This is a genomic window from Streptomyces sp. NPDC101132 (assembly GCF_044759225.1).
GTDB lineage: Bacteria > Actinomycetota > Actinomycetes > Streptomycetales > Streptomycetaceae > Streptomyces.
The window spans coordinates 171,139-189,743 of sequence record NZ_JBIVYX010000013.1 but is presented as its reverse complement, the minus strand read 5'-3'; the positions used below and the strand labels follow the sequence as shown (position 1 = coordinate 189,743).

At 74.0% G+C, this 18,605-nt stretch carries 17 protein-coding genes; 10 read left to right on the top strand and 7 right to left on the bottom strand.

Going from position 1 to position 18,605, the window contains the following annotated elements:
* The first annotated feature begins 22 nt into the window (after positions 1–22).
* Together ligA and ACIQUR_RS27545 are read left to right on the top strand one after the other, a co-directional pair.
* Positions 23–1,333 carry a protocatechuate 4,5-dioxygenase subunit alpha gene (gene ligA / locus ACIQUR_RS27550; protein WP_403669563.1) on the top strand — a complete coding sequence of 437 codons (1,311 nt, stop codon included), beginning with the start codon at positions 23–25 and terminating at the stop codon, positions 1,331–1,333.
* A gap of 1 nt (position 1,334) precedes the next feature.
* Positions 1,335–2,309, top strand: coding sequence for a Gfo/Idh/MocA family oxidoreductase (locus ACIQUR_RS27545; protein ID WP_403669560.1), 975 nt, complete (start codon positions 1,335–1,337; stop codon positions 2,307–2,309).
* 306 nt (positions 2,310–2,615) lie between these two features.
* Here ACIQUR_RS27545 and ACIQUR_RS27540 read toward each other — a convergent pair whose 3' ends face one another.
* The 4 genes from ACIQUR_RS27540 to ACIQUR_RS27525 all read right to left on the bottom strand — a co-directional run bounded on the left by ACIQUR_RS27540 (position 2,616) and on the right by ACIQUR_RS27525 (position 6,597).
* Positions 2,616–3,074, bottom strand: a complete 459-nt coding sequence (locus ACIQUR_RS27540) for a MaoC family dehydratase (RefSeq protein WP_403669558.1) — start codon at positions 3,072–3,074, stop codon at positions 2,616–2,618.
* Positions 3,075–3,141: 67 nt separating this feature from the next.
* Entirely contained in the window at positions 3,142–4,719 is a 1,578-nt protein-coding gene (locus tag ACIQUR_RS27535) for a long-chain fatty acid--CoA ligase (protein WP_403669555.1), read from the bottom strand.
* A gap of 11 nt (positions 4,720–4,730) precedes the next feature.
* Positions 4,731–5,588, bottom strand: coding sequence for an amidohydrolase family protein (locus tag ACIQUR_RS27530; RefSeq protein WP_403669693.1), 858 nt, complete (start codon positions 5,586–5,588; stop codon positions 4,731–4,733).
* A 97-nt stretch (positions 5,589–5,685) separates the two neighbouring features.
* Complete coding sequence (locus ACIQUR_RS27525) at positions 5,686–6,597, bottom strand: SDR family oxidoreductase (RefSeq protein ID WP_403669552.1); 912 nt, start codon at positions 6,595–6,597, stop codon at positions 5,686–5,688.
* A gap of 210 nt (positions 6,598–6,807) precedes the next feature.
* On the opposite strand from ACIQUR_RS27525, the gene ACIQUR_RS27520 reads away from it, so the two are divergent.
* Entirely contained in the window at positions 6,808–7,221 is a 414-nt protein-coding gene (locus ACIQUR_RS27520) for a MarR family winged helix-turn-helix transcriptional regulator (protein WP_403669549.1), read from the top strand.
* Between the two features lie 57 nt (positions 7,222–7,278).
* On the opposite strand, the gene ACIQUR_RS27515 is transcribed toward ACIQUR_RS27520, so the two are convergent.
* Both ACIQUR_RS27515 and ACIQUR_RS27510 read right to left on the bottom strand, forming a co-directional pair.
* Positions 7,279–7,533 carry a hypothetical protein gene (locus ACIQUR_RS27515; protein ID WP_403669546.1) on the bottom strand — a complete coding sequence of 85 codons (255 nt, stop codon included), beginning with the start codon at positions 7,531–7,533 and terminating at the stop codon, positions 7,279–7,281.
* A gap of 297 nt (positions 7,534–7,830) precedes the next feature.
* Positions 7,831–9,489, bottom strand: a complete 1,659-nt coding sequence (locus ACIQUR_RS27510; protein ID WP_403669543.1) for a serine/threonine-protein kinase — start codon at positions 9,487–9,489, stop codon at positions 7,831–7,833.
* Positions 9,490–9,684: 195 nt separating this feature from the next.
* Here ACIQUR_RS27510 and ACIQUR_RS27505 point away from each other — a divergent pair, with 195 nt between their 5' ends.
* The 5 genes from ACIQUR_RS27505 to ACIQUR_RS27485 all read left to right on the top strand — a co-directional run bounded on the left by ACIQUR_RS27505 (position 9,685) and on the right by ACIQUR_RS27485 (position 15,379).
* Complete coding sequence (locus tag ACIQUR_RS27505; RefSeq protein WP_403669541.1) at positions 9,685–10,263, top strand: TetR/AcrR family transcriptional regulator; 579 nt, start codon at positions 9,685–9,687, stop codon at positions 10,261–10,263.
* 204 nt (positions 10,264–10,467) lie between these two features.
* Positions 10,468–11,640 carry an agmatine/peptidylarginine deiminase gene (locus ACIQUR_RS27500; protein ID WP_403669538.1) on the top strand — a complete coding sequence of 391 codons (1,173 nt, stop codon included), beginning with the start codon at positions 10,468–10,470 and terminating at the stop codon, positions 11,638–11,640.
* A gap of 115 nt (positions 11,641–11,755) precedes the next feature.
* On the top strand, positions 11,756–12,916 hold the full coding sequence (locus tag ACIQUR_RS27495; RefSeq protein WP_403669536.1) for an agmatine/peptidylarginine deiminase: 1,161 nt from the start codon (positions 11,756–11,758) through the stop codon (positions 12,914–12,916).
* 7 nt (positions 12,917–12,923) lie between these two features.
* Positions 12,924–13,673 carry an urease subunit gamma gene (gene ureA / locus ACIQUR_RS27490; protein WP_403669533.1) on the top strand — a complete coding sequence of 250 codons (750 nt, stop codon included), beginning with the start codon at positions 12,924–12,926 and terminating at the stop codon, positions 13,671–13,673.
* A gap of 8 nt (positions 13,674–13,681) precedes the next feature.
* Complete coding sequence (locus ACIQUR_RS27485) at positions 13,682–15,379, top strand: urease subunit alpha (protein WP_403669690.1); 1,698 nt, start codon at positions 13,682–13,684, stop codon at positions 15,377–15,379.
* An 89-nt stretch (positions 15,380–15,468) separates the two neighbouring features.
* On the opposite strand, the gene ACIQUR_RS27480 is transcribed toward ACIQUR_RS27485, so the two are convergent.
* A complete protein-coding gene (locus tag ACIQUR_RS27480) occupies positions 15,469–16,071 on the bottom strand; it encodes a TetR/AcrR family transcriptional regulator (RefSeq protein WP_403669531.1) in 603 nt (200 codons plus the stop codon).
* 265 nt (positions 16,072–16,336) lie between these two features.
* On the opposite strand from ACIQUR_RS27480, the gene ACIQUR_RS27475 reads away from it, so the two are divergent.
* Entirely contained in the window at positions 16,337–17,500 is a 1,164-nt protein-coding gene (locus tag ACIQUR_RS27475; RefSeq protein WP_403669528.1) for an agmatine/peptidylarginine deiminase, read from the top strand.
* A gap of 53 nt (positions 17,501–17,553) precedes the next feature.
* The gene (locus ACIQUR_RS27470; protein ID WP_403669525.1) at positions 17,554–18,555 is read left to right on the top strand and encodes an agmatine/peptidylarginine deiminase; all 1,002 of its coding nucleotides are present in this window, start codon (positions 17,554–17,556) and stop codon (positions 18,553–18,555) included.
* Positions 18,556–18,605: the final 50 nt, after the last annotated feature.

Here is an 18,605-nt window from a genome sequence, read left to right as displayed (position 1 = left end):
CCGCCACGATTGGAGCACCACCGTGTCACTGGACAAGACCTACCGGCTGGTCCCGGGTACGACCGTCTTCGACGCCGAGCAGTCCGCCAAGGGCTACCACCTCAACCAGTTCTGCATGTCGCTGATGACGGCGGAGAACCGCGCCGCCTACCTCGCCGACGAGCGCGCCTACCTCGACGCCTGGCCGCTGCGCGAGGAGCAGAAGCGGGCGCTGCTCGACCGCGACCTCAACGCCGCGATGCGCGAGGGCGGCAACATCTACTTCCTCGCCAAGTGGGGCGCGGCGCTGGGCCTGTCGTTCCAGCAGATGGCGGGCTCCATGACCGGCATGACCGAGCAGGAGTACCGCGACATGATGGCCGGCGGCGGCCGCCCGGTCGAGGGCAACCGGATCGACCACGCCGTCCTGGAGGCCGCGTACGCCGACACCTCGCCGCCCGCCGAGCACGCCGTGGTCACCGGCGCGGTCTTCACCTCGCACGTCCCCGCGATCGGCGCGGCGATGGACCACGGCAAGACCGGGGAGCCCTACTGGCGGCCGGTGTTCGAGGGGTACGAGTTCTCCCGGCAGTGGCAGCGGGAGAACCTCCCCGACGTGATCTTCCTGGTCTACAACGACCACGCCACCACCTTCGACCTCTCGCTGATACCCACCTTCGTCCTCGGCACCGGAGCGGCCTACCCCACCGCCGACGAGGGCTACGGCCCGCGCCCGGTCCCCGGCATCCAGGGCGACCCCGACCTGGCCGCTCACATCGCCCACTCCCTCATCAGGGACGACTTCGACCTCACCCTCGCCAACGAGATGACCGTCGACCACGGCCTGACCGTCCCGCTGTCCCTCATGTTCGGGGACGTCGCGGAGTGGCCGTGCAAGGTGATCCCGTTCCACGTCAACGTGGTGCAGTACCCCGTGCCCTCCGGCGCCCGCTGCTTCGCCCTCGGCCGGGCCCTGCGCCGGGCGATCGAGTCCTACGACCGGCCGCTGAAGGTCCAGGTGTGGGGCACCGGCGGCATGAGCCACCAGCTCCAGGGCCCGCGCGCCGGCCTGATCAACCGCGCGTGGGACAACGCCTTCCTCGACCGGCTCGTCGACGACCCGGCGGGCCTGGCCGAGGTGCCGCACCTGGAGTACGTCGAGGAGGCCGGTTCGGAGGGCATCGAGCTGGTCATGTGGCTGATCGCCCGCGGGGCGATGGGCGACCTCGACGGATCGGCCGACGTCGAGGTCAGGCACCGCTTCTACCACGTGCCGGCGTCCAACACCGCCGTCGGCCACCTGATCCTCGAAAACCACCCCCGGGCCCAGCGGCCCGCCGAAGGAGTGAACTGACATGACCCACGACCGCACCCTCAGGGTGGCCCTGGCCGGCGGCGGCGCCTTCGGCGCCAAGCACGCGGCCGCGCTCCGCCGCATCGAGGGCGTCGAGGTGACCGCCGTCGTCAGCAGCAGCCTCGACAGTGCGCGGAAGTTCGCCGCCGAACAGGGCGTCGGGCGCGGCGTCGCCTCCCTGGACGAGGTGCTCGCGATGGACGACGTCGACGCCGTCATCCTCGCCACGCCCACCCCGATGCACGCCGAGCAGACCCTGGCCTGCCTGGACGCCGGCAAGCACGTCCAGGTGGAGATCCCCCTCGCCTCCTCCCTCGCCGACGCAGAGGCCTGCCTGGAGGCCCAGCAGCGCACCGGACGGGTCGCGATGGTGGGCCACACGCGGCGCTTCAACCCCAGCCACCAGTGGGTGCGGCAGCGGATCGGGGCCGGTGAGTTCCACATCCAGCAGATGGACGTGCAGACGTACTTCTTCCGCCGCACGAACCTCAACGCGCTGGGACAGCCGCGCTCCTGGACCGACCACCTGCTGTGGCACCACGCGGCCCACACCGTCGACCTGTTCGCGTACCAGACCGGCTCCCCGATCGTGCAGGCCAACGCCATCCAGGGCCCGGTCCACCCGGAGCTCGGCATCGCGATGGACCTGTCGGTCCAGCTGCGCGCGGAGAGCGGCGCGATCTGCACCCTGTCCCTGTCGTTCAACAACGACGGCCCGCTCGGCACGTTCTTCCGCTACATCGGCGACACCGGCACGTACATCGCCCGCTACGACGACCTGGCCACCGGCAAGGACGAGCCGATCGATGTGAGCGGGGTGGACGTCTCGATGGACGGCATCGAGCTCCAGGACCGCGAGTTCGTCGCCGCCATCCGCGAGGGCCGCGAACCGAACGCCTCCATCGCGCAGGTCCTGCCCTGCTACCGCACCCTGGCGGCCCTGGAGGAGCAGCTGAACGCGGCCGCCGGCGGGTGAGCGCGGTCTCCGGCAGGTGATCCGCGGCACCGCGCCCACGGGGGCGGTGGCGGAACGGACAGGAGCCGGGGGGGGGGGGGGGGGGGCGGGGGGGGGGGGGGCCCCCCGCGGGGGGGGGGGGGGGGTGGGGGCGCGGGGGGGGGGGGGGGGGGGGCGGTGGGGGGGGGGCGGGGGGGGGGGGGCGGGGGGGCGGGGGCGGGGCCCCGCGCCCCCCCCCCCGGGGGGGGGGGGGCGCCCCCGCGGGGGGGGGGGGGCGGCCCCCCCCGGGGGGGCCCCCCCCCCCCCCCGGCTCCTTCCGTGCGGGCGTCAGGCGTAGTGGCGGTAGACGGCCTCGGCCACGCAGGCCGGCTTCCCGGTGCCCTCGACCTCGACGGTGAACGTCAGCGGCATCTGGACGCCGTTGCCCTTGACCTCCTCCACCGTGCCGACCGCACCGTGCAGGCGGATCCTGGCGCCGACGGGCACGGGGCTGGGGAAACGGACCTTCTCCAGGCCGTAGTTGACGCTCATCGTGGTCCCGGTGATCTCCAGCAGCTCGCCGAAGAGCGGGATGATGAGCGAGAGGGTGAGGTAGCCGTGGGCGATCGGGCGGCCGAAGGGCCCGTCCTTGGCCTTCTCCGGGTCCGTGTGGATCCACTGGTGGTCGCCAGTGGCGTCGGCGAAGGTGTTCACCCGCTGCTGGGTGATGTCGAGCCAGCCGGTGCGGCCGAGGTCGGCGCCGGTGAGGGCCTTGAGCTCGTCGAGGCCGTGGGCGGTGGTGGGCATGGAGGTTCCTTCCGGTGGCGCGGGCGGCGCCGGACGCCGCCCGCGGGTGACGGGTCGTGGTGGTGGGTCAGGCGCGCGGACGGCCGTCCGGACCGGCCGCGTACGCGTCGCGCACGGCGGGCTTGAGGATCTTCCCGGAGGCCGTGCGGGGCAGGTCCCCGGCCAGCACGAGGGACTTGGGGACCTTGTACTTGGCGAGCCGCCCCCGCAGGTGGCCGAGCAGCTCGGTCTCGTCGGCCCGGGCGCCGGGCCGCAGGACGACGACCGCCCGGCCGACCTCGCCCCAGACCGGGTCGGGCACGCCGAAGACGGCGCACTCGGCGACCGCGGGATGACCGAGGAGCACGTCCTCGACCTCGGCCGGGTACACGTTCTCGCCGCCGGACACGAACATGTCCTTGACGCGGTCGACGACGTACGCGTAGCCGTCCCCGTCCAGCCGGGCGACGTCGCCGGTCCGCAGCCAGCGCCCGCCGGAAGCGCCCTCGTCCCCGGGCGCGAAGGCGGCCTCCGTGTCCTCGGGCCGCCCCCAGTAGCCGGTCATCACGTGCGGGCCCTGCACCAGGATCTCGCCGCGCTCGCCCGGCCCGGCGTCGCGGCCGTCCGGGAGCACGATCCGGGTGTCGGTGAAGAAGTGCGGCACCCCGGCGGAGCCCGCCTTGGCCGCGGCCTGCTCCCGGTCCAGGAAGAGGATCCCGGGGGACGCCTCGGTCATGCCGTAGCCCTGGCTGAAGGCGAGGCCCCGGTCCAGGTACGCGGCGATGGTGCGGGCGGGGACGGGGGCGCCCCCGCAGTTGAGCGTGCGCAGGCTCGACAGGTCCGCGGTCGCCCACCGGGGCCGGGCGGCCATGGCGTCGTACATGGTGGGGACGCCGAACATGTACGTGACGCCCAGCTCCTCGACCAGGTCCAGCACCCGGTCGGGGTCGAAGGCGCCGAGCAGGACCACGCGGCCGCCCTTGAGCAGGGTGGGCAGGCAGGTCATGTTGAGGCCCGCGGTGTGGAACAGCGGGGCCGCGACGAGGGTCACCTCGTCGCCCGCGAGGTCGGTGTCGACCAGGACGTTGAGGCAGTTCCAGGTGAGGTTGGCGTGGGAGAGCACGGCGCCCTTGGGCCGGCCCGTGGTCCCCGAGGTGTACATGATCATGCACGGGTCCTCGGGCGCCACGGCCTCGTCCAGCGGTCCCGCCCCGGCCGCCCCGGCGCCGGCGAGGAGCTCCTCGTACCCGAGCGCGTCCTCCCCGCCCTGCTCGGCGACCGCGATCCGGTGCCGGACCCCCGCCCCGGCCGCCGCGGTCCGGGCCGCCTCCGCGTGCTCGGCTGCGTGGACGAGGACGGTGCTGCCGGAGTCGGCCAGGTTGTACGCCAGTTCCGGGGCGGCGAGCCGGGTGTTGAGCGGCACGAAGACCGCCCCCAGCGTCCCGGCGGCGAACAGGGTCTCCAGGAACGCCGGATGGTTGGGGCCGAGGTAGGCGATCCGGTCGCCCCGCGCCACCCCCAGCGCGCGCAGGGCGTGCGCGAGGCGCAGCACCCGCCCGTGCAGGTCGCGGTAGGTCGACGTCCGGCCGTCGTGGACGACGGCGGTCCGGTCGGGGGTCTTCCGGGCCCGGCGTGCGGGCCAGGAGCCGATGCCTTGGTTCAACACGAGCGGTTCCTTCAGTCGGTGCGGAGCCCGAGCAGCCGGGCGGCGTTCTCCTTGAGGATCTTCGGCCGGACCTCGGGCCTGATGTCGAGCGCCGCGAAGTCGGCGAGCCACCGGTCCGGGGTGATGACGGGGTAGTCGGACCCGAAGAGGACCTTGTCCTGGAGGAGGGTGTCGGCGTACCGCACGAGCTGCGGCGGGAAGTACTTCGGGGACCAGCCGGACAGGTCGATGTACACGTGCGGCTTGTGGGTGGCCACCGCCAGGGCCTCGTCCTGCCAGGGGAAGGACGGGTGGGCCAGGATGATCCGCAGTTCGGGGAAGTCGACGGCGACGTCGTCGACCAGCATGGGGTTGGAGTACCGCAGCCGGATGCCCCCGCCGCCCGGGACTCCGGCGCCGATGCCGGTCTGCCCGGTGTGGAACAGGGCGGGCACCCCCAGCTCCTCGATGGCCTCGTACAGCGGGTAGGCGAGCGGGTCGTTCGGCGAGAACGCCTGGATGCTGGGGTGGAACTTGAAGCCGCGGACGCCGTGCTCCTCCACCAGCCGCCGGGCCTCGCGCACGCCGGCCCGCCCCTTGTGGGGGTCGATGCTGGCGAACGGGATCAGCACGTCGGGGTGGGCGGCGCAGCTTTCGGCGACCTCCTCGTTGGCGATGCGCGGATGGCCGGTGGCGTGTTCCGCGTCGACGGTGAACACCACCGCCGCCATGCTGCGCTCCCGGTAGTGGGCGGCCATCTCGTCGATGGTCGGCTGCCGGTGGCCGTGGGCCTTGAAGTACTTCTCGGAGGCGCCGAACAGCTCCGGGCTCAGCGCCCCGTGGCCGTCCTGGGAGACCTCGGCGTGCGTGTGCACGTCGATGGCGGTGATGCGGTCGAGGTCGAGGTCGAGGGCGGGAGCAGGAGAGGGAGCGGGAGCGGGGACGGGGTCCGGGGCGGGGGTGCCGTCGTGCGCGGGTCCGGCCACGTCACGCCTCCGGAGCCTGGGGCGCGGGGATGCCGTACGTCTCGGGTTCGGCCCCGACGCCGACCGGCCATTCGGCGGCGATGGCGTCCGCGCTCCAGCCGCCGTCGGCGAAGGCGACGGCCTTCTCCTTGGGGTGCGCCCACAGGGCGAGACGGTCGCCGCCGATGCCGATGGCCTGACCGGTCACCCCGGCGGAGTCGTCCGAGGCCAGGAAGGTGACCAGCGCGGCGACGTCCTCGACGGTGCCCAGGCCCTCGTCCCTGCGCAGCCAGTCCGGCAGCGGGTCGCCGGTACGCTCCGACTCCTCGATCAGGGGTGCGAAGGCCGGGATCGTCCTGGTCATCTCGGTGGCGGCGACGGGAACCACGGCGTTGACGGTGATGCCGGCCCGGCCCAGTTCCATGGCCCAGGTGCGGGCCATGGCGACGATGCCGGCCTTCGCGGCGGCGTAGTTGGTCTGGCCGAAGTTGCCGCGCTGTCCGGCGGGGGAGGAGATGAGGACGAGCCGGCCTCCGGTGCCCTGTTCGCGCATGCGGACCGCCGCCGCGCGGGCGCAGGTGAAGGTGCCGCGGAGGTGGACGCGGACGACGTCGTCGAAGTCGTCGTCGGTCATCTTCCACAGCACGCGGTCGCGCAGGATGCCGGCGTTGGTGACGAGCACGTCCAGGCGTCCGTACGCGGTGACCGCGGTGTCCACCAGCCGCTGGGCCGCCTCGCCGTCGCCCACCGCGGCGACCACACCGGTGGCCGTGCCGCCTGCGGACGTGATCGAGGCGACGGCGGCGTCCACGACGGCCGGGTCGACGTCGTTGACGACGACGGCGGCTCCGGCGGCGGCGAGGGCCTGCGCGTAGGCCAGTCCGAGACCGCGCCCGCTGCCGGTGACGACGGCGACCTTGCCCTGAAGATCCATGAGAGGTACCTCGTGTAAGGGGTGGAGGGGGATCTGCCGGAGTGACGCCACCAGGCGGCGCAATCGACAGGAATCCTGATGAACGCAGTCTGGAGAACCGACAGGATTCCTGTCAATGGCCTAGGGTGGGGGCGTGCCGCCGCCGCGGCGGCGCACGCGGGGGCGGCCGGAGGGGCCGCCGCCGCGGACCGCCGCCACGGGAGGACGGACGTGAGCACCTCGCTGCTCTACCTGGTCAAGAGGACGGAGCTGGCGGTGCGCGCCCGGCTCGACGAGCTGCTCAGGCCCGCCGGGATCACGGCGCTCCAGTACACCGCCCTCACGGTGCTGGAGCGGCACGACGGCATCTCCGCCGCCCAGCTCGCCCGCGACTCCTTCGTCACCGCCCAGTCGATGGCCGACATGGTCCGCGCCCTGGAGGGCCGCGGCCTGATCCGCCGCGAGCCCAACCCCGCCAACCGCCGCGAGCGCCTCATCCTGCTCGCCGGTCCGGGGCGCGCCCTGCTGGCCGAGTACGCCGGCCCGGCCCGCGCGCTGGAGCAGCGGATGGTCGCCGATCTGACCGCCGATCAGACGGCCGCGTTCCGCGAGGCCCTGGTCACGGCGTGGCGGGCCCTGTCGTAAGCCGGTGGTCCGGTCGCGCCGACGGCCCCGGCCCAGGAGGGCCGGGGCCGTCGCCGGTCACACGTCGGAACGCCCGCAGACGTGCCCGCGCCGCACCCGGGCGCGGCTGCCGGCCCGCACGGGCCGGGGCGCCCAGCGGCCGCGTCGCGTCCGGCGCGCCGGCGGGCCGTACGGCGACTGCCAGGCCGGCCGGCCGGAGTGGCGCGGGGAGTCCGCGCGCTCGAGCCGCACCGCGCAGGCGGGGCAGCGGCGGAGGGCGAAGGAGAAGGAGCTGGGGAGGAAGGTGGCGACCGCCACCCGGTTCTGTGACAAGGAGATGCACCGGTTCCAGTGAGAAAGACCGCAGCGGAAAGGGGCACGGCGCACCGGTGGTGCGACGCGCGACGGATCAGCGCTCGGGGGGTCTCACACGGAGTACAACGGCATCTCCTCCAACGGGTGTTGCGGGCGGGAGCACGCTAACCCCACCCGGGATCCCGGCTCCACCGGTTTTCTGCCGGGCTCCGCGCGCGGCGGCCGTGGCGCCGCCCGTGCGGCGGCCGGGCTCCTCCCGGAGTGTGGCCGGGGTGCGGCTGGGGTCCGCCCGGCAGGCCGGGTTCCGCCCGCGCGCTATTCGCCCGTGGCGCGGTAGTGGTCCACGCCGATGCTCACCGGGCCGTCGTCCGGGTCCGCCGCGAGCACGCGGACCACGGCCAGGTCCCGGCCGCCGTCCCCGCGGACGCAGAAGGACCGGCCCACCAGTTCCGCGAGGTCCAGGGTGGTGACCGGCCGGGTGTCCAGGCCCTCCAGGCAGCCTGCCGGGGTGAGGCGGGCGTCCGGTGCGGCGTACGCGTCGTTGTCGTCGGCCGGCACGAACTCGCCCTCCGACCGGCCGAGGAACCACTCCGCGGTCCCGTCGGGCACGACCCGCCCGGTCTCCAGGTCGAACTCGTAGCTCTGGTCGGGGGAGACCAGCCGCGCCCCCGTGTACACCGTGCCGTAGCCGGGCGGTGCCGCGGGCGCGGGCGCCGCGGTCCCGGAGGCGGCCGGCGACGGGCCCCGCGTGCCCGGCGGGGTGCCGGCCGGGCCGCTCCCGGACGGCGTCCGCGGACCGGCGTTGGCGGCGCGCCCGGAACCGGGGCCGAGGACCTGGTACGCGGCGCCCGCGCCCGCGGCGAGCGCCACCGCCGTGGCCAGGGCCAGGGCGCGGCGCCGGCCCCGGCCCGCCGCACGGCGGGCGGCGGCGCGCGGCGCGGGCCCCGGGGCCTGCCGCGGGGCCGGCGGGCGTACGGACGGGCCGTCGGCGGTCGGCGCCTCGTGCGGCGCGGTGACGGCCCGCACGGTCGGGTCCTGCGCGGGCGCGTGGGGCAGCTCGCCGTGCCGCACGAGCGCCGGCCCGAGGTGCTCGGGCAGCCAGCCCTCGGCGAAGCGCAGCTGCCCGCCCAGGACGGGGTGACCGTGCACGGCCTCGATCAGCCGTGCCGGCGTCGGGCGGTCCCCGGGCTGCTTGGCCAGGCACCAGCGGACCAGGCCGGCCAGCGAGGGCGGCAGGGCGGTGAGGTCCGGCTCCTCGTGCACGACCCGGTACAGGGCACCGGACTCCGGGCCGTGCCCGAAGGGCGGGGTGCCGGAGGCGACGTACGCGGCCAGGGCGCCGAGCGCGAACACGTCGGTCGCCGGCGTGGCCGCGCGGCCGAGGGCCTGCTCCGGGGCCATGAAGCCGGGGGAGCCGATGCGCAGCCCGGCACCGGTCAGGGCGGCCGCGTCCGCGGCCCGGGCGATGCCGAAGTCGATGACCCGCGGGCCGTCGGAGGCGAGCAGCACGTTGGCCGGCTTCAGGTCGCGGTGGACCACGCCGGCCGCGTGGATGGCCCCCAGGGCCTCCGCGATGCCGGCCACCAGGAGCAGTACGGAGTGCTCGGGCAGCGGGCCGTGCTCCCGGACCACCTGGTGGAGCGAGGGCGCGGGCACGTAGGCGGTGGCCAGCCAGGGCAGGGCGTCGGCCACCCCCGCGTCGACCACCTGGGCGGTGTACAGGCCGTGGATCAGCCGCGCGCTGGCGACCTCCTGCGCGAACCGCTGCCGGAACTCGGGGTCCTCGGCCAGCTCGGGACGCACCACCTTGAGCGCCACCGGACGCCCGCCCCGCGTGTACGACAGGTACACCCGGCCCATTCCGCCGGCGCCGAGACGGGCGTGCAGGCGGTAGCCGCCGACCTCGGCGGGGTCGTCGGCCGTCAGGGGCTGGAACGTGGGGGTGAGCGTTCCGTCGGGTCGCTGTGCGGGCATGCGGCGCAGTTTATAGAGAGCGTCAGGGTGGGGGGCCACCGGGGCGTCGCGCGGAGCGCCTGCGGCCGCCGATCGCGGCGGCCGGCCTGTGATATCTGCTGGTCAGGCCATGGATGGCCGGGCGCTTCGTGGCCTGAGTGAATGGTCAGGAAGGGGAGGTGCCGATCCTCGGCGCAGTGAGTAGGGTGGGGGACCGTGTCCAGTCGTAAAACATCGATCCTCGAAGCCGCCGCGCGGGTGATCGCACGCAGGGGCGTGCGCGGACTCCGGGTGGAGGAGCTCGCCGCGGAGGCGGGCGTGTCCACCGCGCTGATCTACTACCACTTCAAGGACCGCACCGGAATCCTGCGCCAGACGCTCGAGTTCATCAACGACCGCGCCGAGCGGTACACGACCGAGCGCGACCCGGACGCCGAGCCCCTCACCCCCCGCGAGGAACTGGACGAGACGCTGCTGCTGGAGCTCCAGGAGACCCCCGAGGTACGGGAGAACAGCGCCGCCTGGGGAGAACTGCGGGCCAGCGCGGTCTTCGACGACGCACTGCGCGAGGACCTGGCGCGGGCCACTCTGGTGTGGGTGCAGGAGATCGCCGAGCTGCTCGGGCAGGTGCGGCCGATGAACTCCGCCGCCGTGCTCGCCGGCGCCGCCGAGCGCCTGACCGCCCTGCTCGAAGGGCTCAGCGTGCGCTGGCTCAGCGGCAGCCTGCCGCTGGCCCACGCCCGCGCCCTCATGTCCGAGGCCATCGAGGCGGAGGTGGAGCGGCTCGGCCGCTGACCCGGCCAGGGCCACCCCCGGAACACCAGGAGACACCCGGCAGCGCCCGGGGTGCCGGACGACGCCCGGTACCCCGGGCGCTGCCGTGCGCGGCCGCACGCAGGGGCGGATCGCACCACTGGCGTACCCGCGATCCGGAACTTGACTGATTTTTCAGTCAGTGCCAGTCTGGGCCCGCCACGCGACACTTGATCTGGAGATCCCATGACGGCACACCGTGACGAGCGCTCCCTCACCGACCGGCTGTTCGGGGCGGCCCTGACCTCCCGCCGCCGCCTCCTCGGCGCCGCCGGGCTCGGCGCGGCCGGCCTCGCCCTCGGCTCGCAGGCGTTCGGCACCTCCCCGGCCGCCCCCGCGCCCCGCCCCCGCGGCTCCCGGCCCTGGGTGCCCGCGGACGACGTGCCGCACCTGCGCACCTGGATGTCGTGGCCCTCGCGCAAGTCGGTCTGGGGCCGGCAGCTGCCGGGCGTCCAGCGGGACATCGCCCTGATCGCCCGTACCGTCGCCCGCTACGAGCCCGTGGTGATGTGCGCGCCCGACGACTACAGCGCCGCACAGGCACGCAGCGCCTGCGGACCGGACGTCGACGTGACCACCGACATCCCCACCGACGACCTGTGGATGCGCGACACCGCCCCCGTCTTCCGGCGCGACGGCCGCGGGGGAGTGGACGCCGTCGGCCTCAACTTCAACGGGTGGGGCCGCAAGCAGGTGTACGCCGACGACGCCCGCGTCGCCCAGCTGGTGGCCCGCCGTCGGCGCCTGCGCTTCACCTACGCGGACTTCGTCGGCGAGGGCGGCGCGGTCGAGACCGACGGCGACGGCACCGTGATGGCCACCGAGAGCAGCCTGGTCAACAAGAACCGCAACCGGGGCATGAGCCGCGCGGAGATCGAGGACGCCGTCCTGGACGCGTACGGGGCGGACAAGATGATCTGGCTGCCCGGCATCAAGGGCAAGGACATCACCGACGACCACGTCGACGTCACCTCCCGGTTCGTCCGCCCCGGCGTGGTGATGGTGCAGCTGCCGCCGCAGGACCGTGACGACGTGTGGGCCCGCGACGCCCGCGAGCAGTTCGCCCTTCTCTCCAGGGCCACGGACGCCCGCGGCCGGCGGCTGCGGGTCATCCGGGTCGACGGCCCCGACACCGTACGGTCGAAGAAGTCGACGTTCGTCGACTCCTACCTCAACTTCCACCTCGTCAACGGGGCCCTGATCACCGCCCAGTTCGGCGACCGCGCCAAGGACGAGGCCGCCCGGCGCGCGCTCGCCGCCGCGTTCCCCGGCCGCGAGGTCGTCCAGCTCGACGTCGACCGCCTGATGGGCGGGGGCGGCGGCATCCACTGCTCCACCATGCAGGAGCCCCAGGCCTAGGCCGTGCCCCGCGGCCCTGCCGTGCGCCCCTCGGCCCCGCCGTGCCCCGCCTCGGCGCCGGCTTCCCTCCCCCCTTCGCCCTGCCCCCGTTCCGCCTTCCCACCGGAGGACCTCCTTGTCCCGCTCCCCCCTGTCCCGACGCACGCTGCTGCGCACCTTCGCCGGCGTCGGAGCCGGCGCCCTCGCCCTCGGCCTCACCGCCTGCGACGACCCGCAGGGCGGCGCCGAGGCCGGCCCCGACCCCTCCGCCGGCACCGGCTCCGACGGCGGACGCAGGCTCGGCGCCGAGTGGGAGAAGCACACCCGCACCTTCATGTCCTGGCCCGCGTCCGAGGACGTGTGGGGCGAGGACCTGCCGGCCGTACGCAAGGACATCGCCTCCCTCGCCGCGGCCATCGCCGCCCGCGAGCCCGTCACGCTGATGGCCCGGCCCGGCCAGGACGTCGGGGCCCAGCAGGCCTGCGGCGAGGACGTCGAGGTGATCCCGCTGGCCGTGGACGACCTGTGGGCGCGCGACACCGTGTCCGTCTTCGTCGAGGAGGGCGGCAAGGTCAAGGGCGTCGACTTCAACTTCAACGGCTGGGGCGACAAGCAGGCGCACCCCAACGACGGCAAGGTGGCCCGCACCCTCCTGGAGGAGTACGGCATCGCGCGGATCGAGACCCCGCTCGTCGCCGAGGGCGGCTCGTTCGAGACCGACGGGCTCGGCACCCTGGTCCTGACCGAGAGCTCCCTCGTCAACGACAACCGCAACCCGGACATGACCAGGGACGACATCGAGGCCGAGCTGAAGGCGGCCCTCGGCGTCACCCAGGTGATCTGGCTGGCCGGCGTCCGCGGCGAGGACATCACCGACGCACACGTCGACTGCCTGATGCGGTTCGTCGCGCCGGGCGTCGTCCTCCTGGACAAGGCCTTCCCCGGCACCCCGGCCGACGTCTGGTCCCGCTCCGCCGACCAGGCCAAGCGCGTGCTGAAGGACGCGACCGACGCCCGCGGCAAGAGGATCGAGGTCATCGAGCTGCCCCAGCCCGACCCCGACCTCATCACCGGCACCGGCGACGCCTTCGTCTCCTCGTACATGAACTTCTACATCGGCAGCAACGGCGTCTACCTGCCCCGCTTCGGCGACGAACGGGCCGACGACCACGCCCGCGAGGTGATGAAGGAGCACTTCCCCGACCGCGAGATCGTCTCCGTACGGATCGACGCGATCGCGGCCGGCGGCGGCGGGATCCACTGCGCCACCCACGACCTGCCCGCCGTCTCCGGGTGAGCGCGGCATGCAGCTGACCCCCACGGAACGCGATCGGCTGCTGCTGTTCACCGCCGCCGAGCTCGCCCGGTCCCGCCACGCGCGGGGCCTGCGCCTGAACCTGCCGGAAGCCACCGCGCTGATCGCCGACACCGTCTGCGAGGCGGCCCGCGACGGCGCCCGGCTGGCCGCGGCCGTCGCCCGCGGACGCGCCGTACTCGGACCGGACGACGTGCTCCCCGGCGTCGTGGACGTCCTCACCGAGATCAACGTGGAGGCCGTCTTCGACGACGGCAGCCGGCTCGCCGTGATAGCCGACCCCTTCGGGGCGGCGGAGGCGGCGCACGCGGCCGGCCCGGCGGACCCGGCGCACGCGACCGCGGCGGACCGGGCACCGGGCGCGGTGCTGCCGGCCCCCGACCCCGCCGGAGACCCCGAGCCGACGCACACCGTACGCGTCCGCAACACCGCCCCCGTGCCCGTCTCGGTCACCTCGCACTTCCACTTCTTCGAGGCCAACCCCCGCCTGGAGTTCGACCGTTCCGCCGCCTACGGCACCCACCTCGCCGTGCCCGCCGGCTCCTCGGTGCGCTTCGACCCGGGGGCGACGGTCGAGGTCCCGCTCGTGCCGATCGGCGGCGCGCGCATCGCGATCGGCTTCGCCGGGCTGGTCGACGGTCCACTGGACGCACCGGGAGCCAAGGCCGAGGCGCTGCGCCGCGCCGCGGCCTGCGGCTACCTGGGTGCGGCCCCCGACGGGCAGGAGGCCCGGAGTTGAGCAGCAGCATCGACCCGCGGGAGTACGCGGCCGTCCACGGCCCCCGGGCCGGGGACCGGATACGGCTCGGCGACAGCGGCCTGGTCGTCCGCGTCGAGTCCGACGCCCAGGCGCCGGGCGACGAGTTCCTGGTGGGCTTCGGGAAGACCGCCCGGGACGGGATGCACCTCAGGGCCGCGTCCGTGCGCGAGACCTGCGACATGGTGATCAGCAACGTGGTCGTCATCGACGCCCGGCAGGGCATCCGCAAGGTGTCGATCGGCATCCGCGAGGGCCGCATCTCCTCCATCGGGCGGGCCGGCAACCCGGACACCATGGACGGCGTGGACGTGGTGGTCGGCACCGGCACCACGATCGTCTCGGGCGAGGGCCTGATCGCCACCGCCGGCGCCATCGACACCCACGTGCACCTGATGTCCCCGCGCATCATGGAGGCCTCGCTGGCCTCCGGCGTCACCACGATCATCGGCCAGGAGATCGGGCCGGCGTGGGGTGTGGGCGTCAACTCGCCCTGGGCGCTGAGGCACGGTTTCAACGCCTTCGACGCGTGGCCGGTCAACATCGGTTTCCTGGCCCGCGGTTCCTCCTCCGACGCCGCCCCGCTGGTCGAGGCGCTGGCCGAGGGCGGCGCCTCCGGCTTCAAGGTCCACGAGGACATGGGCGCCCACACCCGGGCACTGGACACGGCGCTGCGGGTGGCCGAGGAGCACGACGTACAGGTCGCCCTGCACACGGACGGGCTGAACGAGTGCCTGTCGGTGGAGGACACCCTCGCGGTCCTGGAAGGCCGCACGATCCACGCGTTCCACATCGAGGGCTGCGGCGGCGGGCACGTCCCGAACGTGCTGAAGATGGCCGGCGTGGAGAACGTCATCGGCTCCTCCACCAACCCCACGCTGCCCTTCGGCCGGGACGCGGTCGCCGAGCACTACGGGATGATCGTCTCGGTCCACGGGCTCAAGACCGACCTGCCCGGCGACGCCGCGATGGCCCGGGACCGCATCCGGGCGGGCACGATGGGTGCGGAGGACGTCCTGCACGACCTCGGGGTCATCGGCATCACCTCCTCCGACGCCCAGGGCATGGGCCGTGCGGGGGAGACCGTACGGCGCACCTTCGCGGTGGCCGGGAAGATGAAGGCCGAACTCGGCCCCCTGGACGGCGACGGGCCGGACGACGACAACGAGCGCGTGCTGCGCTACATCGCCAAGCTCACCATCAACCCCGCCATCGCGCACGGCCTCTCGCACGAGGTCGGCTCCATCGAGGTCGGCAAGCTCGCCGACATCGTGCTGTGGTGGCCGGCCTACTTCGGGGCCAAGCCGCAGATGGTGCTGAAGGCCGGCTTCCCCGCGTACGGCGTGACCGGCGACCCGAACGCCGCCACCGAGAACTGCCAGCCGCTCGTGATGGGGCCGCTGTTCGGCGGGTACGGGGCCACGGCCGCCGACCTGTCCGTGGCGTTCGTCAGCCGGGCGGCGGCCGAGTCCGGCTCCGCGGGGCGCCCGTACGACGCCATGGCCACGCGCCGCCGGCGGGTCGCGGTCGGCGGCACCCGCGGCATCGGGCCGCGCGACATGGTGCGCAACGCCCGGACGGGCCTGGTCGAGGTCGACCACCGGACGGGGGCCGTCTTCCTCGACGGCGCCTCCGTCAGCTCCGAGCCGGCCGACTCGGTGCCGCTCGGCCGGCTCTACTTCCTTTGAGCACTTCCGCCCAGCGCTTGCTCCGGGCACGTCCGCCGAGCAATTCGCCGAGCGGCGGCCGGTCCCGCGTACGGGTCCCCGCCGCCGGGTCACGCCCCGGCCGGTCCCGCGTACCGGCCGGGGCGGCCGAGTTCGGCCTCGACCGCCTCCGCGAGCAGGCGCCTGGCGTGTTCCAGGGGCAGCGATCCGCTCAGCCAGCGGACGCTCAGCCCTTCCAGGAGTGCGGTCAGCCGCTCGGCGGCGGCCGCGTGCTCGGGGGCGGTCCGCGCCGGGTTGGCGCGCCCCAACAGCTCGGCGATCTCGTGCACCCAGGTGTGCGTGGCCCGGGCCAGGTCGGCGCGGAGCTCGGCGTCGAAGACCGCGCTGGCCCTCAACTCCCCCCAGGCGGTGCTGTTCTCGCGCACCTCGGCGTCGTCCTGGAGCTCCAGCAGCAGGATCTGCTCCAGTTCGTGCCGGGGATCGGCCGGCCCGTCGGCGGTGCTGCGCGAGGCGGCCGTGTAGCGGTCGGCGCGGTCGCCGATGAACTCCAGGGTCCGGTGCAGGATCCCGGCCCGGTCGGTGAAGTGGTAGTAGATCAGCGAGGTCGAGACCCCGGCCTCCGCCGCCAGTTCCCCCACCCGCAGTCCCCGTACGCCACGTCGCGCGATGACGCGCGTCGCGGCCTTGAGTATTTCTGTTCGACGGTCTGACACGAGAGCCCACCTTAGCCGGATCCGGCGCCCTGGACCTCATTTCCTGATCAGATTGTCAGTGACCCACTTCAGGGCGTGACCAGCCAAAAGGGCTGGTTGTGGCCGTGATCGCCCCGTGCGTTGTCTTCGCTTTGTCGCTCTGACCTGCTCTTTTGTCTCCACGGCCACCCATGGCCCATCAAGACCTTGACTGAATTTTCAGTTCAGAGCAGTATGTGCGGCACACCACACCCCTCCTCCCACCCTCATCCCGGGGAGACCTCCCATGCACCTGCCGGACACCACCCGCCGGAGCCTGCTCCGCTACGGAGCCGCCGCCGTCCCCGCCCTCGCCCTCGGCAGGGCGCTCGCGCCCACCGCCGCGGCCGCCGCCACCGCCCCCTCCGGAGTGCGGCTCCGGATGCCGGCCGAGGACGCCAGGCACGTCCGCACCTTCATGGCCTGGCCCGCGCTCACCTCCGTGTGGGGCACCCGGCTGCGGGGCGTGCGCGACGACATCGCCCTCGTCGCCGACCGCATCTCGCGCTACGAGCCCGTCGTCGTACTGGCCCGCCCCGGCCAGGCGCCCGACGCCCGCTACGCCTGCGGCGGCGGCGCGTACCACAGCATCACGGTCCTGGAGATCCCCAACGACGACCTCTGGATCCGCGACTTCGGTCCCACCTTCGTCGTCGGCCCCGGCGCCGTCGCCGGGGTGGACACCAACTTCAACGGCTGGGGCAAGACCGGCACCACGTACTGGCAGCCCTTCGCCAACGACGCCGTGGCGGCCGCCGCCCTGCTCGCCGAGTACGGGGTCGACCGCATCCGGGCCCCCTTCGTCGGCGAGGGCGGTTCCCTGGAGACCGACGGCGAGGGCACCCTGCTCGCCACGGTCAGCTCGCTCGTCAACGCCAACCGCAACCCGGGCATGTCCCAGGCCCAGGTCGAGGAGGCCCTCAAGTCCTCCCTCGGCATCGACAAGGTCATCTGGGTGCCCGGCCTGGCCGGGCAGGACATCACCGACTGCCACATCGACTGCCTGGCCCGCTTCGTCGCCCCCGGCCACGTGATGCTGGACGCGCCGGGCCCCCGTACCGCCGCCCAGTGGGTCGCGGTCTACGAGGAGACCAAGCGCGTCCTGCAGAGCGCCACCGACGCCCAGGGCCGCCCGCTGAAGATCACCGAGCTGCCGGGACCGGACCGCCGGCTGATCCGCGGCACCGGCAGCGAGTTCCTCTCCAGCTACACCAACTACTACACCGCCAACGGCGCCGTCCTCGTGCCGCACTTCGGCGACTCGTACGCGGACTCCACCGCGTACGCGATCCTCCGGTCCGCGTACCCGGGCCGGGACGTCGTCCAGATCAACATCGACAACATCGCGAGCGGCGGTGGCGGCATCCACTGCGCCACCCAGTCGCAGCCGGTCGTGCCGCCCGCCGGCTGAGCCGGCCGCCATCACCACCCGAACAGGAAGAGAGAAGCGCAGTGAGTTTCCGCATGCCCGCCGAGTGGGCCGCCCACGAAGGCTGCCTGATGGCCTGGCCGACCCGCCCGGACCTGTGGGGCGAGGTCCTCGACGAGGTCAAGCAGGAGTACGCGCAGGTGGCCCGCGCCATCGCCGAGTTCGAGCCGGTCACCATGGTCGCCCCGCCCGGCCACGGCGACGAGGCCCGCACCCTCTGCGGTGACCAGGGCGTCACGGTCGTCGAGCTGCCGATGGACGACTCCTGGTTCCGCGACTCCGCGCCCCTCTTCATCCTCGACGAGCGCGGCCGCCGGGCCGGCGTGGACTTCCGCTTCAACGCCTGGGGCGGCAAGCACCAGCCCTGGGACTCCGACGACCGGGTCGGCGCCCTGCTGCTCGACCACCTCGGTGTCCCGGCGGTCCGCTCGGAGATGATCCTCGAAGGCGGCGCGATCACCGTCGACGGCGAGGGCACCCTGATCACCACCGAGCAGTGCCTCCTGCACCCCAACCGCAACCCCTCGATGAGCCGCGAGCAGATCGAGGACGAGCTGAAGGCCCGGCTCGGCGTCACCAAGATCATCTGGCTGCCGTACGGCGGCCTGCTCGACACCGAGACCGACGGCCACGTCGACGGCGTGTGCGCCTTCGCCGCCCCCGGCAAGGTCGTCGTCCACCTCCCCGAGGACCCCACCCACCCCGACTACGTACGGATGCGCGCCAACCGCACCGTCCTGGAGCACAGCACCGACGCCCAGGGCCGCCCCTTCGAGATCACCGACATCCCGCAGGCCGCCTTCGTCGAGGTCGACGGCCAGCACGTCGAGGTCAGCTACCTCAACTACTACATCGCCAACGGCGGCATCGTCGTCCCCGTCGCCGACCACCCCGAGGACGAGGGCGCCCTCGCCGTCCTGGCCGCCGCCCACCCCTACCGGAAAGTCGTCGGGGTACGGGCCCGGGCCATCGCCTACGGCGGCGGCGGAGTCCACTGCATCACCCAGCAGCTCCCCGCGGGCCGGCCCTCCGCCTGAGCCGAGGCCGGCCGCCCCTCACCCTCCGTCGCCCGCCCGACGACGCCCAA

What these genes read in the sequence shown, in the direction of transcription:
- ACIQUR_RS27545 (WP_403669560.1), top strand. Translation starts at nt 1,335, where the DNA reads ATGACCCACGACCGCACCCTCAGGGTGGCCCTGGCCGGCGGCGGCGCC.
- ACIQUR_RS27540 (WP_403669558.1), bottom strand. Translation starts at nt 3,074, where the DNA reads ATGCCCACCACCGCCCACGGCCTCGACGAGCTCAAGGCCCTCACCGGC.
- ACIQUR_RS27525 (WP_403669552.1), bottom strand. Translation starts at nt 6,597, where the DNA reads ATGGATCTTCAGGGCAAGGTCGCCGTCGTCACCGGCAGCGGGCGCGGT.
- ACIQUR_RS27510 (WP_403669543.1), bottom strand. Translation starts at nt 9,489, where the DNA reads ATGCCCGCACAGCGACCCGACGGAACGCTCACCCCCACGTTCCAGCCC.
- ACIQUR_RS27500 (WP_403669538.1), top strand. Translation starts at nt 10,468, where the DNA reads ATGACGGCACACCGTGACGAGCGCTCCCTCACCGACCGGCTGTTCGGG.
- ureA (WP_403669533.1), top strand. Translation starts at nt 12,924, where the DNA reads ATGCAGCTGACCCCCACGGAACGCGATCGGCTGCTGCTGTTCACCGCC.
- ACIQUR_RS27475 (WP_403669528.1), top strand. Translation starts at nt 16,337, where the DNA reads ATGCACCTGCCGGACACCACCCGCCGGAGCCTGCTCCGCTACGGAGCC.
- ACIQUR_RS27470 (WP_403669525.1), top strand. Translation starts at nt 17,554, where the DNA reads ATGCCCGCCGAGTGGGCCGCCCACGAAGGCTGCCTGATGGCCTGGCCG.